Source organism: Caldisphaera sp. (assembly GCF_046536515.1).
Taxonomy (GTDB): domain Archaea; phylum Thermoproteota; class Thermoprotei_A; order Sulfolobales; family Acidilobaceae; genus Caldisphaera.
The window spans coordinates 1-16,242 of the sequence record NZ_JAWDMQ010000031.1; the positions used below are offsets into that span (position 1 = coordinate 1).

General features: G+C 29.5%; 13 protein-coding genes and 2 pseudogenes. 10 read left to right on the plus strand and 5 right to left on the minus strand.

Annotation, left to right across the window (positions count from 1 at the left end):
* The 7 genes and pseudogenes from RXO53_RS05485 to RXO53_RS05515 form a co-directional block, all read left to right on the plus strand.
* A pseudogene (locus RXO53_RS05485) lies at positions 1-416 on the plus strand (hypothetical protein); the annotation flags it as partial.
* Positions 417-685: 269 nt separating this feature from the next.
* On the plus strand, positions 686-1,582 hold the full coding sequence (locus RXO53_RS05490; protein WP_410713247.1) for a dipeptidase: 897 nt from the start codon (positions 686-688) through the stop codon (positions 1,580-1,582).
* Between the two features lie 79 nt (positions 1,583-1,661).
* Complete coding sequence (locus tag RXO53_RS05495; RefSeq protein WP_410713248.1) at positions 1,662-3,098, plus strand: phenylalanine--tRNA ligase subunit alpha; 1,437 nt, start codon at positions 1,662-1,664, stop codon at positions 3,096-3,098.
* A gap of 5 nt (positions 3,099-3,103) precedes the next feature.
* Positions 3,104-4,717 (plus strand): phenylalanine--tRNA ligase subunit beta, encoded by a 1,614-nt coding sequence (gene pheT, locus RXO53_RS05500; protein ID WP_410713249.1) that lies wholly within the window; start codon positions 3,104-3,106, stop codon positions 4,715-4,717.
* 1 nt (position 4,718) lies between these two features.
* Positions 4,719-5,582, plus strand: coding sequence for a GTP cyclohydrolase I FolE2 (locus RXO53_RS05505; RefSeq protein WP_410713250.1), 864 nt, complete (start codon positions 4,719-4,721; stop codon positions 5,580-5,582).
* 693 nt (positions 5,583-6,275) lie between these two features.
* Positions 6,276-6,884, plus strand: a complete 609-nt coding sequence (locus RXO53_RS05510) for a hypothetical protein (protein ID WP_410713251.1) — start codon at positions 6,276-6,278, stop codon at positions 6,882-6,884.
* A 46-nt stretch (positions 6,885-6,930) separates the two neighbouring features.
* Positions 6,931-8,235 (plus strand): hypothetical protein, encoded by a 1,305-nt coding sequence (locus RXO53_RS05515; RefSeq protein ID WP_410713252.1) that lies wholly within the window; start codon positions 6,931-6,933, stop codon positions 8,233-8,235.
* Between the two features lie 3 nt (positions 8,236-8,238).
* Here the strand turns inward: RXO53_RS05515 and glcV are convergent, their stop codons facing one another.
* The 3 genes from glcV to galT form a co-directional block, all read right to left on the minus strand.
* A complete protein-coding gene (glcV, locus tag RXO53_RS05520) occupies positions 8,239-9,324 on the minus strand; it encodes a glucose ABC transporter ATP-binding protein GlcV (RefSeq protein WP_410713253.1) in 1,086 nt (361 codons plus the stop codon).
* 146 nt (positions 9,325-9,470) lie between these two features.
* The gene (locus RXO53_RS05525; protein WP_410713254.1) at positions 9,471-10,535 is read right to left on the minus strand and encodes a galactokinase; all 1,065 of its coding nucleotides are present in this window, start codon (positions 10,533-10,535) and stop codon (positions 9,471-9,473) included.
* Between the two features lie 9 nt (positions 10,536-10,544).
* The gene (gene galT / locus RXO53_RS05530) at positions 10,545-11,528 is read right to left on the minus strand and encodes a galactose-1-phosphate uridylyltransferase (protein WP_410713255.1); all 984 of its coding nucleotides are present in this window, start codon (positions 11,526-11,528) and stop codon (positions 10,545-10,547) included.
* Between the two features lie 77 nt (positions 11,529-11,605).
* Between galT and RXO53_RS05535 the strand changes: the two genes are divergently transcribed.
* Positions 11,606-12,451, plus strand: a complete 846-nt coding sequence (locus RXO53_RS05535) for a hypothetical protein (RefSeq protein WP_410713256.1) — start codon at positions 11,606-11,608, stop codon at positions 12,449-12,451.
* Between the two features lie 124 nt (positions 12,452-12,575).
* On the opposite strand, the gene RXO53_RS05540 is transcribed toward RXO53_RS05535, so the two are convergent.
* Both RXO53_RS05540 and RXO53_RS05545 read right to left on the minus strand, forming a co-directional pair.
* The gene (locus RXO53_RS05540; protein WP_410713257.1) at positions 12,576-13,604 is read right to left on the minus strand and encodes a zinc-binding dehydrogenase; all 1,029 of its coding nucleotides are present in this window, start codon (positions 13,602-13,604) and stop codon (positions 12,576-12,578) included.
* 36 nt (positions 13,605-13,640) lie between these two features.
* A complete protein-coding gene (locus RXO53_RS05545; protein ID WP_410713258.1) occupies positions 13,641-14,402 on the minus strand; it encodes a metallophosphoesterase family protein in 762 nt (253 codons plus the stop codon).
* 86 nt (positions 14,403-14,488) lie between these two features.
* On the opposite strand from RXO53_RS05545, the gene lysS reads away from it, so the two are divergent.
* Positions 14,489-15,979 (plus strand): lysine--tRNA ligase, encoded by a 1,491-nt coding sequence (gene lysS, locus RXO53_RS05550; protein ID WP_410713259.1) that lies wholly within the window; start codon positions 14,489-14,491, stop codon positions 15,977-15,979.
* Positions 15,980-16,033: 54 nt separating this feature from the next.
* Positions 16,034-16,242 (plus strand): annotated as a pseudogene (locus RXO53_RS05555) (hypothetical protein); the annotation flags it as partial.

Consider the following 16,242-nt stretch of genomic DNA (forward strand, 5'->3'; position numbering starts at 1 on the left):
CTAAACGATGCTGTTAAGGAGTTATACAAGATCATTCCTTACTCCTTTTATGCCGAAACTGCTTATAAACAAGCCTTAGCATTGGTTGAGAATAACGGTAATAAGATTGAGATTAGAAAGAAGTGGATCGCTTGTAGGGGGAATAAAAGCGATAAAGGCAATAGGGGGATTAAGTTCCAAGTTTTAGAAGACCACGTGTTAATTAAGGTTAAAGACCCTTGGTGAAAATGGGTTTATGGGAAAGCTTATTTTGGTAAAGAGTACTTACTGCTACTTCATGAGTTAGAAGAGCTTTAAAAGGGAAAGGTAGAGGGTTATGGTGCAGTATTTTCTTTAAGGAAAAACCAATGATTCACCTTCAAATCCCACTTTGGTTATACTTAAAGTACTTCTCTTCACTAAAACCTAATGGCTATGTTAGTTGGGGTAAAGGCGTACCTCACGTTTTAGTGACGCATACCCCATTAGCAACTGTCTCAATTTTTAATATGTTTTTAATCTTAAAAAGCTATTCTCTTATCCCCGCCATAAATGGCGAGGCTTTCAGTTATAAATTCCTCATATTATTGAGATAAAGTTTTTTAGTTAAGTTTAAAGAAAAAAGGTTTTATTTAAGATGAGAAGGGTCTTAATAATAAATTTCAATATTTAATAGTCTCTGTTATAAACTTATAATGGGATAGTTATGAGATTAATAGACATGCATGAGGATTTTGGATATTCGACTTCTATGGGAAAGGATCTTATTAATGGGAATTATCAATCAGATTTAAGCCAATTAAAAGGTATAGGTGATGTAACTATTTTTTCTGTAGTTTTTCCCGCGGAAGAAAATTTATCTGGTTATTCAAACATGTATTTTCAGTCTCTTATAAATCAGGTCAAGATTTATCATATACTTGACAATAAAAAAATGGTTAATTTAGTTAGAAAAAAAGAAGATCTCGACAAACAAGGAATAAAATTTTTAATAAGCCTAGAAGGAACAGATGTTCTAACTGACCCATCAGATATTTATTTGTTAAAAGAGCTAAATTTCAAAGCTATTGGTTTAACATGGAATTATGATACAAAGTTTGCATCGTCTTGTATGTCTAAAAAAGATTATGGATTAACTGGGGAAGGAGAAGAATTAGTAAGGCTTGCTAATGAGCTTGGAATAATTATTGATTTAGCCCATGCCTCTAAACAAACTGTATTAGATGTATCCCAAATTTCTAAGAAGCCAATTATAATATCTCATACATCATATAAAAAGTTAAAGGATCATCCCAGAAATGTAGATGATGAAGAAATTGAAGCAGTAATAAAAAACAAAGGTGTTATAGGTATAATGGCATGGCATAAAGTATTACCTGAACCAACAATTGATGGGTATCTAAAAGTAATTAATGAATTAGGAGATTCTTATGGATGGGATTATATAGGTATAGGGACAGATTTCCTAGGTATGGAAGAAACTATTAAAGGGTTCGGGAAGATATCTGAAATAAATAAGATAAAGGAGGCTTTAGGTGATAATGCTGAAAGGGTTTTATGGAAAAATGCATATAGAGTTATAAGAGAAAATCTAAATGATTAATCTTCATATAGGTTTTATACAAGAAAAACAATTTAATAGGTTAATTTTAAAGATATATTTGTATTAAGGGGTTAAAAAGTTGGGGGAAGAAAGGATAGCTGTTAGCGAGAGCGAATATTACATTTTAAAATTATTAACTGATAAAGGAATAAAACAGTTCAAACTAGAAGAAGGAGAAAAATTAATTGGTGTTGAAAAAAGTAAATTAGCCAGTATTTTAAAGTTATTAGAATCAAAGAATTTAATAAAAATTAATGAGAATAGAATAAGAATTATAAAATTAACTGACAAAGGTAAAAAAGTGCTTGAAGAAGGGTTACCAGAAGAAAAATTAATTGATATATTAAAGGATAAGGGATCAATAGATATTATAGTGATTAAGGAATTATTAAAGGAAGATGCTAATGTAGCCATAGGTCAGGCTAAAAAATTAAAAATCATAGATTTAAAAGATGGTAAAGTAATATTAACAGTCAATTATAATGATGCGAAAAATTTAGTAAATAAAATTAAAAGCATGCTTCAAAATATGAATTTCGATGCGGATACTGAAAAAGATATGTTATCAAGGGGTTTAATAAAAGAAGACTATGTAAAAGAAACGATCGTTATTGTTGAAGAAGGCGTAATAAATAAAGTTGAGGTGTTGGCATCTAAGTTAACTCATGAATTATTAGCGAAGGGAATATGGAAAAATTTGAAACTAAGAGAATATGATATTACTTCAGAACCCCCAACCGTTTATCCAGCTAGAAAACATTATTTTATAGAATTTATTGAAGAATTAAAGGATGTAATGAAAGAACTTGGATTTAAAGAAGTTGATGGTCCATTGGTTGAGATAGAACTTTTTAATTTTGATATGCTATTTCAGCCTCAAGATCATCCTGCAAGAGAAATACATGACACACTTTGGATTAAAGATCCAAGAAATAGCGATATAAGTGAAATGAGAGATTTAGTTGATAGAGTTTCAAAGGTACATGAAAGGGGGTGGAAATATAAATTTAGTCAAGAAATTTCGGCAAGATATGTTTTAAGGAGCCAAACTACTTCTGTTTCGGCAAGGTTATTGTTAAACAAATTCTCACCTCCCATAAGGTACTTCACTATAGGTAAAGTTTACAGGAGTGATGTTATTGATGCTTCTCATCTACCCGAATTCCATCAGCTAGATGGAATAATGGGAGATTATAACTATACTTTTAAAGATCTTTTGGGTATTTTGAAGGAATTTGGAGAAAGGCTTGGTATCGAAATTAAGTTTAAGCCTGGTTATTTTCCATTTACGGAACCAAGCGTTGAAGGTTATGCAAAAATTAATGACAAATGGATTGAACTGTTTGGAGCGGGTCTTTTCAGACCTGAAGTTTTGGAAATGGCAGGCATTGATTACAGAGTTGGAGCATGGGGAATGGGCGTAGAAAGGCTAATTATGGCAAGACTTGGCCTTAGTGATATAAGGCATTTATATGAGACAAATTATGATTTTTTGAGATCTTTTAAGTTAAGGTGAAATACATGCCTGTTTTGAAATTTAATCCAGAAAGAATAATGAACCTAACGGGTTTGGGTATTAATGCTTTGGAAGAGGCTTTGTTTTCTTTAAAATGCGAGACCTCTATAAACAATGAAAATCAACTAGAAGTAGAAATAAACCCTGATAGACCGGATATGTTTATTGGAGAAGGAATAGCAAGAGCCGTAAAAGGTATAATAGGTAATGAAATTGGATTCAAAGAATACGATTATGAAAATACTAAATTTAAGTTAGTAAATGAAAGTCCTTTTAGTAGGCCCATAATTTCAGCTGCAGTAATATATAATGTTAACCTAGATAACGATTTCCTGGTAGAACTTATACAGTTTCAGGAAAAATTGCATGAAGGAATAGGGAGAAAAAGAAGAAAGGTAGCTATAGGGATTCATGATCTAAGCAAAGTTCCATCAAACGAACTCAAGTATAAAGATGTAAACATTTACAATAAGATGGTACCGTTGGGTTCTAGCAATTATACTTCTATCCAAGAAATACTTAAAAATACTGATCAAGGAATTAAATATGGAAGCATAAGTCTAAGGGGTAACTTACATCCAGCATTTATATCAGGAGATGAAATTATTTCTCTACCTCCAGTTATTAATTCAAACACAACTAGATTGGATGAAAAAACAAGAGATTTATTGATTGATGTCACAGGTACGGATCCTTACTATGTTAATAAAACATTAGATATTATTGTTTCTAATTTAGCAGAGAGGAAAGATGCTAAAATAGGTAAAGTAGAAATTGTTGAAAAGGAGAATATAAAATATACTCCTTTTATGGAAAAAGAAGAAAAAATCATTAATCCTGATTATGTTAATGAAATTTTAGGAGAGAAATTAATTGGAGAAGAAATAGCTTATCATTTAATGAGAATGAGGTACAATGTTTCTTTAGATAATAATGAAATAAAGGTGATAATACCCCCATTCAGAGCTGATATTATAAGTGATATAGATTTAATAGAAGACATAGCCATGTCTATAGGGTATAATATTATAAAACCGAATAAACCTAAAGTCATGCTAAGAGGTTCTTTAACAGATATGACCATGCTTAAAAGAAAAATAAGAGATATAATGATTGGCTTAGGCTTTACAGAAATACAATCTTTGACCTTAGTTAGTTCTAGAATTTTAAAAGATTTAGGAGAGCAAAATTACATAGAAGTTTTAAATCCAGTAACAAATGATTTTGATTCATTAAGGCCAAATCTTTTTGTTTCTATGATAATGGCTATGAAAAGCAATGTTATGTCAAGTAAACCAGTGAAACTTTTTGAAATAGGAAAAATTGTTGAAAAAGTTTCAGGAAAACCTTTAGATAAGGAAAGAATTTCTATAGCCATAATGGATGAAAGCCTTTCATATGAAGATATTCAATCTGTTGTATATTCATTGCTTAAATTGCTGAACTTGGAATTTAAGGTTTTAAGTTCATCAAACAAATTTTTAATTAAAGGAAGATCTGCAGATTTGATAATTAATAATAAACCTGTCGGTTTTTTTGGTGAAGTTAACCCTTATATACTAGAGAAGTTTAGTTTAGAATACCCTATAGTATATGGAGAGCTAGATTTGGGTGGGTAGATTGGAAATTCAGGATACAAAGCCAGACTATACAATACCAATAAATAGGGTGGGCTTTAGGGGGTTATGGAGAAGAGTTTTAATTGACTCGCCATTAGGTATTGTTCCTTTAGATTTAGAAATAAATGCCTATGTAGAAATCCCTGAAAATAAAAAAGGAGCTCACTTATCAAGAAATGTTGAGGCATTGCCTGAAGATATAGAATTTCCAATGAAGGCAAATAGCATTGAATATTATTTAGAAAAGGTTCATAAATCTTTACTAAAGTTGCATACATATGCTAAGACCGCAAGAGTTGAAGCCAGAACCAAGTATGGCGTTGAAATTCAATTTAACGGGCTAAAAGAATTAGAACCAGTAGAAGTTTTAATAAGCATTGATGGAAATTCAGAAAAGAAAAGATGGTCTACAACAGTTGGAGTTTACGGCATGACAGTTTGCCCCAGTGCGCAAACAACTATATCTAATATAATAAATACTGATAATTTATCTCCAAGCCATAGTCAAAGGGTTCTTTTGTATGGGACTATAGAAACTGAGGAAAATCATATAGTTAGAATAGAAGACATTGCTAGGTGTTTATCTAATGCATTTTCAGCCCCATCATTTACATTGCTTAAAAGAATGCAAGAAGCTAATCTTGTTATTAGTGCTCATAAAAATCCCAAGTTTGTAGAAGATGTAGTAAGAGATGCTATAAGGGGACTAAGATGCTTGTCTGAATCTTTACCTGAAAGTACAATAATAAAGGCTGAGGCAATAAGCTTGGAAAGTATACATCCACATAATGTATATGCTTATACCGAAGGCAATATAAGATCATTCCCAGCTTATAATTGCGAAGCTCTTTGTAAATATGAATAAAATCTCAGCCTTAAGAATAAACAATCTGCTTTGTAACAAAGATTTTCTGTTTATTTCAAGAAACTTATTATGTATACCTTTAGAATATAGAATGTAGAGATAAGGTTTCCTGTCAACAGAGGCTGGTTGAATCCTTTTTCATATTAATAGAAATCTATATTTGCTGTAACTATTGTGGCATCTCAGCTGATGTAGGCTGTGCTTAAAAGTGTGAGAGTTATACAAAAATGTGAACTCCGTGCAGTTGTGCTTAAAGGAATTTCATGACTTACTTACCAAGCGGTAGGTGGGTAAAGGCTAAGCCTTTACACTTGATAATGAATAAAAATGATTGAAATGAAAGTGTAGGGACAAGCGGAAGGGTCGCTAAAGATATCAAATTAAACTATTTGGATTAAGCAACAAAACTCATTAAATGGGTAAAGATATTCTACATCTGCTAATTCCGGAGCAGATTAATCCTTTTTATGGTTCTCCTTTTTCTGTTACACCACAGCTATGGAGCCAAGCAGAGTTCCTTAATACTTACATTTATTAAATTTCGAAAATAAAAATGTTTAATAAATAATCATAATATTTTCATTATGTATTATATTGAGTTGTAAAATAAGGGAATAACCTATATAAATTTAGTTGTTTATTTTATATATTAATTTTTAATCTCAGTATGACCAACTATCTTTGGTGTAAAATTTGGATATGAAAATCTCAGTAATTGTTGCAATTGTAGTAATAGCAATAGCTGTTTCATTAGGCGTATATTATTACGGTGTTATGGGAAAGCAAAAAACAATTACATTAAGCCCTTCATTATATCCTGGATATGTTACTACAGATAAAATAAATAATATATTTGGTGGTACATGGGTTGTATTTGGTAATATATCAGGTTATATTTCTATTAACCATAATAATAACACTATAAAAATTAGTTTTGTAAACGGTACAGTAGTTGAAAATCCTGCATCTGATTATCCTAATATATATAGTAATAGCTTCTATAATTATACAGTATTAGAGAGTGTAACAGAATATTACCAAAAATCTAATTCAAGTAACATGTTAGTAGTAGAAGTAATAGAAGCAAATATTAATGGCGAACCTTTGTTAAATCAAGATATTCAATCTATAGCTAGTTTATATGGTTCCCCTATTAACAGTATTGGTAACATTAGTTACATAACATATGGAAATTCAATTATAGCTGTTTATAAAAATTATCTAATTTTATTGGCATCCACACAAAATTATGGGAACAAAATGTTAACCTTATTAAACGAAACTTTAACAACATTTAAATAAACTTTATAATAACTATTTTTTATTATAAATTGTGGTGCAGTTATTAGTGAATTGCTCTTCAGAAATAATTAAATACATATATAATCAGCAATGGAGACTTAATTGTAAATCCTTTGATAGCGATTGTATCAGCAATGGAGACTTAATTTATGTCAAAGAAGAAGGATGCAATGAAATATTATTCACGCCTTTATTAAGCAAAAAAGAGAGCTTGATTTTGGCGGAAGAAAATATTGAGTTTATTAATAGTATTATTTATAATAAAATAAATGAATTTAATTCTGATTGCAAAATTAATATAGGGAAAATAGTTAATATTAAACCTATTACTTATGGGAATAGATCAGTAATATATGAAATTTTTAATGAGTATAATAAGAAATATCTTTTAAAGGTAATGAAAAGGTTAGAAAACGATAATATAGAGGATAAAATTATAAGATATCTGACAAATTCTGGATATAAAAATGTACCTAAATATTATTGTTCCATAAAATTTAAAGACTATTATTATGGATTAATTACAGAAATTATTGATGGAGAACCTGCAGCAACATATTATATAAATTCTGCAGTTAGATACATCAAGAAATTGGGAAACTACGAATCTATTGGAAATGTTATTGGTATTAATCTAGCTTATTTACACAACGTTTTGAAAGAATGTAAAGAAGATTTTTGTTACAACGAAGTTATAAGCGATAAAATTCTTGAGAATTGGATAAATAGAATTTTATATAGGGAAAAATGGATAAAGAACAATTTGGATAATTTGCAATATCAAGAAGATAAAAATTTAGCCATAGAGGCTTTAGATTCTATTGATGAATTATTAAATATTATAAGGCCTGATTTAAGAAACTTGATTGGAAAACATTTAATGAGAATTCATGGAGATCTGCACTTGTATCAAATACTAGTTTCAGATAAGAATGTTTATTTTACTGACTTTGAAGGAGAACCTTATAAATTTCCAGGTAATAAATTAGAGAAAGAGATGCCTGAAAGGGATTTGGCAGCTCTCATAAGAAGTATTGATTATACTGCAATAATGGCTCTGCAGCTAATATATGGATCTAGTGTAAAGGATTCTTTAGATTTATTGAGTAATGAAATTCTCGATTGGGAGTATAATTCTTCTAAGGAGATCTTAAGGGAATACATAAATGCTGTGTCGGAGCCAATAAGAGAAAATATAGACCAATTAGGAATATCTTTACCTTTTTGGCTATTTGAAAGAGCAACTTATGAAATAGTATATGAAATGATAGCGAAAACAGGTTACTATGCAATACCTATGAGCGCTATAATAAGAATGAAAGAAGGTAAAGACAAATTCTTTAAAATATAAGAATTATATTTTATTACCTTTTTCATCAAATATTTTTATTTTTTCAGGTTTAATAAAAAGATTTATATCAGTGCCAGCTTCTCTATGTTTTTCGGTATTTACATTAAGTTCTATGGATTCGTCGTCTATAGGGCTTACAACAACTTTAAATGTGCCAGCAACGTAACTTGAGACCTTTATTTTTACTTTACCTACATTAACAAAACCAGGAATATCATTGGTTTCTGATATTTTTATATCTTCAGGTCTAATACCAATGTCAATTACTCCTTTATCTAATTTTCTATTAATAGGTATCATAATATTACCTAATTTAATGTGGCTATCCTTTATTTCTGCTTTAACAATATTAATATCTCCCAATAACTTAGAAACAGTTTCATTTATAGGGTTATCATAAATTTCAGATGCATTTCCTTTTTGTACAAGTATACCATTAACAATAACGCCAGCTTCTTCTGTAATTGCGAATATGTCTGCGGGATCATGGGATACAATAATTGTTGTAAGCTTTAGTTCTCTTTGAATTTTTCTAACTAAGGCTCTGGCGCTATCCCTAATCTGTGCATCTAGATTACTAAAGGGTTCATCTAAGAGTAGAATTTTAGGATTTTTAACTAAAGCTCTAGCTAAGGCAGTTCTTTGCATTTGCCCTCCAGAGACTTCTCTAGGATAGTGATCAAGTATATGTTGTATGTTTAATATTTCTGCAACTTCTTTAACTTTCTTATCTATTTCTGCTTTTGGAACCTTCATGTTTCTAAGTGGAAATGCTATATTATCATATATGGTCATGTTTGGATATAAAGCCCAGTTTTGGAATACCATTGCAATTCCTCTATCAGCAGGATCTACAATAATTCTATTGGGTGCAGAAACCATTTTTTCATCAAAATAGATATATCCATCAGTAGGTAATTCTAAACCTGCGATAAGTCTCAAAAGAGTAGTTTTTCCTCCGCCGCTAGGACCTAGTATGCCAAACGATCTTCCATCGCTTACCTCTAAGTTTATTTTGTTTGATGCGTATATTAGATTTTTTCCTTTTTTAAACACTTTTGTCAGATCTTTTAGTACAACTTTTGCCATAATAGCTACCCTCTTTTAAGTCAATTTTTTTATATCAATTCAGGTTTAAAGACTTTAATAAATTTTTAATTTATTTATAATTAAAATAACTTATTAAATATTAAAAAAATTAATATAGTTTTTATAACTTATTAAATATTAAAAAACTATTTTTCAATAATATCTGCACCGTCACTGCTTTCAACTATATTATAAAAGGATTTATACTCAAATGCTTTTGTATATTCTTTATGTATAGCTTCTGCAATCGATTCTGCTTTATCCTTATATACAAGTATTATTGCAGATCCTCCAAATCCTGCTCCTGTCAAACGTGCTCCTAAAGCACCATATCTAATTGATGTTTCAACAATAAAGTCAAGCTCTTTACTGCTTACTTCATAGTTTTTAGCTATATCATTATGAGACTCTATTAGAAGTTTCCCTAATAATTCTAGGTTGTTTTCCTTTAATGCATTTTTTGCATAAATAACCCTGTTATTTTCTCTAATTATATATCCCATTCTTTTTCTATACAATGGATTTAATTTTTCTAAATCCTCTTCAGTAATTTCTTTTGAAGAATTCCTATTAAGTATTCTCAAGCTGTCTTCAACTACCTTCTTTCTTTCAGAATATCCTGTTTTTGCTAGCTCTCTTTTTACACCTGTATTATATACTATAAATGAGGCATCTTTTGGAAAAGGTATGTATTCATAAGAAAGAGTCTCCGTATCTAAAAATGCCGCAAAGCTTTTTTTTCCAAAAGCAACAGCAAACTGATCTAAGATTCCTGAAGGGACACCAACAAAATCATTTTCTGCTTTCTTACCTATTAATGCTAACTGCAATTTGTTTAAATTTAAATTGTAGGAATAGTTAAGTGCAACCAGAATAGCAAGTTCTAAGCTTGCGCTAGAGCTAAGACCCGAACTTATCGGCAAATTTCCATAAATTTTACCTTTAATACCTCCAGGCCTTAAATTTAATTCAAATAAAGCATTATAAACACCTAAAATATAATCAATCCATTTGTTTTGCTTTTTATTTATCATGCTAAAATCGAGTTCTATTTTTTCATTGTACGCCTCTGAAAACACACTAATTTTATCATAAGTTGTATATTCTAAATAATTTCCCAAATTAATAGCCATAGGCATTACGTAACCATACGAATAATCGGTGTGTTCACCTATTATGTTTATCCTTCCCGGAGAAAATACTTTTGGCATCTTACCACCTCATTCTATGCATTTACCCCTATAAGTATTATTAATTCCTTTGCAAATATCTTTTAGCTTCTTAGCATTTTCTTCGGGAATGCCATCATAAGTAAAATCCCATGTGCTCATTTCTATCCCTGCAGCATATTTTATTTTATCTTTATCTCTTAATATAGGATAAATTTCAAGGTGAATATGGAATATATTGGAAAATTTACCCTTTAATGGAGCTTGTATTAGAGCAAATGAATAAGGCATTTCTCTATCGAATAAATTATTTAAAGAATTAAGGCTAAGCTTTAATGCATCTGCAAAGTCCAAAATTTGATCTTCGTTAAATTGTGTTATATATTGTAAATGGGCCTTTGGATATATGTGTAGTTCGAAAGGCCAATTCGAATAATATGGAAGGAAGACTATAAAGTTTTGATTTTCATATATTACTCTTTCTTTACTTTTTATTTCTTCTTTAATTATTCTACAGAAAATACATTCGTTGTATCTTATAAAATAATTTCTTGCATTATTTATCATGTTTCTTATTTTTAATGGAATAAATGGCATAGCATAGTATTGTCCATGAGGATGAGTTAAACTAACACCTATTTCTTCACCTTTATTTCTAAATATCATTAAATATACTATTCTCTTATCATTTATGTATTTATCGGTTACATTTACCCACTGTTTAATAACTTTGACTAATTGCTCTAAAGGTAACTTGTCCAAATCTTTAACATCATGAATAGGAGTTTCTATTATTACCCCACATTCTCCTAAAGATCTTGCTTTTCTGTAAAACCCTTCACTTTTTACGTTTTCAGAGTCAAAACTAAGAACAGCATATTTATTTGGCAATACTAACGTATCCCATCCAAATCCAGTTTCTTCGCTACCTGGACAAAATGGGCAAAAATTTTGGGGCCTCCACCTTCTTTCCTTCCTAATAGAAGAAACCATTATCCATTGACCTGTTAGTGGATTATAACGTAACTCTCTCATGTAAGATCGCCATTATTATATAATCTTATTACCAATTATATATTAATTTTAAAAATTATGAATATACAGGGATATATTTGAAAATAGAGCTTGATGACACAAGAATTAAGATTGATGAAAATGTATGTTGTAATATTAGACTAAGTAAAAAAGAGGTAAAAGTTGAAGGCAAATTTCCATATAATTTTATTATAAAGTTTAGTTTCAATGGTTATAAAATATTACAAGATGGTATTGAGGTAGGGAAAGGCAAAGGATTTAACATAATATATAAAAGTAATTTAGTAAAGCCTAATATTAATAACGAGAAAGCCTCACTAGATTTAATTAACGGTAAAGAAATAAATTTTATTGATAGTAATGGCATGATTATTGGGAAAATAAAATTTGATAATGGAAAACTAATAGGTAACTTTGATTCTAATTATGTAATATATGGCGTAATTTACTTATCTTATCTTTCTTATGCTATGAATAAAACAATTAATGCATACAAGTCTGGTGCAGCTATGGATAAACCATTAATATCATTAAGGATCAGCTCATCGTATGTAAAAATATCATTGTTAATCTTTATAGCATTATTTGCTTCTGTAGTTTTTATATCATCATTTTCGGTTGTATTGGCATATATCTTAGCCTTATTCTTATTGTTAGTTCCAGTCATAGCAAGGTCAATAAGCATTAATGAATATATAAATTTTTATAATGATTATTTTGAAATTTACAAGAAACCACAATACAATAAAAATATAATTTATTATTCGGATGTAAAAGAGATTAAACCTAAAAAGAAAGGATTTATTATAACACTAAATAAGCCAATTTTTAATAAAGATTTTATATACATACCTTATGATCCAAAGATAGAAGAAAATAAGAATTTATCGAATTATATTCAGGAAAAAATGAAGAATCATTAATATAAGTAAAATTTAGTTATTATTTTTGAAATATTTTAAATAATTAATCTGGTTTTAAATTTTGTAGAATAAAATTAAATATAAAATTGACAAAAATTTCTATAAAACAATATTTATACATTATCTAATCTATTTTTACTAATAATTTTCCTATAATTTCATTATTTTCCATTATTCTATGCCCATCTATTACTTCTTCAAGCCTAAGAGTTTTGGATATATATGGCTCAATTTCATTATTTTCCACATATTTTATAGCATTTTTTAATTCTAGTTTAGATGCATTATGTATACCATATATTCTTAAGTTTTTTAGGTAAAATTTTTGCCAGTTTATAGGAAACATATTTCCTCCTAAGAATCCAAATACAATAATTTTTCCATTAATTTTTGCCGCATCTAATGAGACTTGCATGGTAGGATTCACAATATAATCTATAATAATATCGACACCTTTTCTGTCTGTTATTTCCATAATTTTATTTAATATATCTTCATCGCTGCTATTTATTACATAATCTGCACCTATTGACCTTAAAATCTTAGCTTTCTCATCGCTTCTTGTAGTTACAATAGATTTAGCCTTGAATAATTTAGCAACTTGAATTGCAAAGGTGCCAACACCACCAGAACCTCCATAAATTAAAACAAAATCATCTCTTTTAACTTTTCCAACAGTAACCATTGCATTCCATGCTACTGATAGTGAAAGAGGCGAAACCCCAAGTTTTTCTCCATCACCTTTTACTTTTAACAATGTTTTAGACGGAACTTTAACAAATTCAGCATGGGATCCATTTATATGAAATCCAATCATTTTCCACGTATAGCACATATTTTCTTTACCTGACAAACAAAAATCGCAATTACCGCAACCATATACTGTGTTTGCAACAACATAATCTCCAGGATTTATTTCATTATTATCATCAATATCTATAACTTTTCCGTAGATATCTACTCCTGGTATATGGGGCAATGGTATATTAATGCCTGGATATCCCCTTCTTATGAGCAAATCTAACCTATTTATTGATGAATATTTAATTTCTATTATTGCATCCCCTTTATTTAGTTTAGGTTCTTCTACATCTCCATATTTTAACACTTCTGGATTTCCATGAGAATTAAAATAAACAGCCTTCATTTGCATCCTATATTTTTATCACTAAGCAGTGGTTAAAAATTTTTAGCCGTTTCTTTTTAAGATCTTACCATTAACAAACATATATTTCAAATGTGACATATAAGGCTCTGGAATCATTAAATCCTCTAAGTCTTTAATAACCTTATTTATATCATATTTAATTCTTTTTAGTTCAACGCTACCATTTTCAGTATTAATTAATGCGTATGCAGCTCTATTGTCTCCGTCTCTAGGCTCTCCTGCGCTACCAGGATTTATTAATAGACTATTATTAATTTTTTTCATGAACTGAAAATGAGTATGTCCTACTATGTATAGGTTGTATTCTAATTTGGTACTTTTTGTTTCATTAAGCCTCAGTGTTCTTTTTAGCATGCTTATTATTTTTTCATCTTCTAACCAAGGATAAAGATAACCATAAAGTGGACTAGATGGAGATCCATGAGTTATTAACGTTTTTCCAAATCCTTCTATTTCTGTGCTTATATTAGTTTTAAAATTTTGTAAAACATCTATATGTTTTTTGCTTAAAAGCTTTTTGGTAAAATTTTCTCTAAAATAAACGCTTATCCAATGAGTATCCTCTCCACACATACAATCAATATTATATAATACCGCATTATCATGGTTGCCTAATACCGAATCTGCTCCTATCTCTTTTAGCTTATCAATAACTTCAGCTGGCCTAGGACCATAATCAACTGCATCTCCAATAAAATAAACATGATCAAAGTTTTCATTATTTATTATTTCTTTTAAAGATTCTATATTTCCATGGATATCGCTTATCAATAAAATCTTCAATTTCCCACCTATTTTGTTTGATCCATTATAAATTTAAAACTAAAGTTTATAAAATTAAATACTTACGAAAATATAGGTGTAAACTTATGAAATGGGATGAAGAAAGATTAAAGATTCTAGAGGAATTAAGATCTAAAGGTATAAATCCATATCCCCCAAAATTTAATTTCTCCCACACTATTAAGCAGATTAAAAATGAAGCAGATAAACTTAATAAAAAAAGTCATGAGCCCTTTATGCATGATATATCGACAGTAGGCAGAATAGGTAACATTAGGAGGCATGGTAAGGCTGCATTCATAGATATATTTGATGAAGGAGAAAGGCTGCAATTGTATGCTAGAGTTAATGAATTGGGAGAAGATAGATATAATGAATTTATTCATATGGTTGGGAGAGGAGATATAATAGGAGTTAAGGGGGAATTATTTTATACTATGAAAGGAGAACTAACTTTAAGAATTAATGATTATGCTTTGTTATCCAAGGCGCTAATTGAACCTCCTGATTGGTCAAGATTATCACCTGAATTCAGATACGCTCATAGATACGTTGATTTTTTATATAATTCAAATTCAAGAGATCTTATGATAACTAGGTTTAATGTAATTCAGCAAATAAGAACATATCTGTATAATCAAGGTTTTATGGAGGTAGAAACTCCTATTTTACAGCCTGTATATGGGGGAGCTCTAGCAAAACCGTTTAAAACTCATGTTAATGCATTAAATGAAGATTGGTATTTAAGAATTTCACTAGAGCTATATTTAAAAAGGTATATAGTGGGGGGATTTAATAAAGTATTTGAAATAGGAAAGGTCTTTAGAAATGAAGATATCGATGTTACTCATAACCCAGAATATACGTTATTAGAACTCTATTGGGCTTATGCAGATTATAAAGATATAATGAATTTGACAGAAAATTTAATAAAAGAAGTTGCTAAAAAAGTTTTAAAAGAACCCAAGATTAGGAAAGTTATGAATGGAAAAGAACATGAAATAGACTTGGAGAAACCATTTAATAAGATAACAATGTATGATGCGTTATCGAATGCTATTGGAAAAAATATAGAAACGGTTAGTGATGATGAATTAAAAAGAATGTTAGATGAAATTAACCAAAAACCAAGAGGTAATCTATATATAAGAGGTTTTATGATAGAAAAACTATTTGATAAGCTCGTTGCTGATAATATAGTGGACCCAACATTTATCCTTGATTATCCAATTGAAACTACTCCTTTATGCAAACCACACAGAAGTAAATCTGGCCTAGTAGAAAGGTTTGAACTTTATGCAGCTGGTATGGAATTAGCTAATGCTTATTCAGAGTTGAATGATCCTGTTTTGCAAGATGAGTTGTTTAAAAAAGAAATGGAAATGATGAGGAGGGGGGATGAAGAGGCACATCCTTATGATTTTGACTTTGTCAGAGCTTTAAGTTATGGTATGCCTCCTACTGGAGGAGTAGGTATTGGTATAGATAGGGTTGTTATGCTTTTAACTGGTGTTTATAGCATAAAGGAAATAATACCATATCCCATGATAAGCTACAAACTAGTTGAAGAAGAATAGAAGAAATTATTGGTAATAGAAAATATTTTTACTCATTAAATTCAGGTGATTTGAATGATTGAGAAGATTAAAGTCGTTTTTCATATTGATAATGATAATGATGAAATATTAAACCTTTCTTTAAATAATATAAGAAACCTCATTGACGAGTCTGTGTCAGAAAATAATTTATACGAAATAGTGCTAGTTGCTAATTATAAGGCCCCGTTATTATTTTTAAAAGCTAATATTAATAAAGATAAGCTAAGATTTATAAAAGAGCT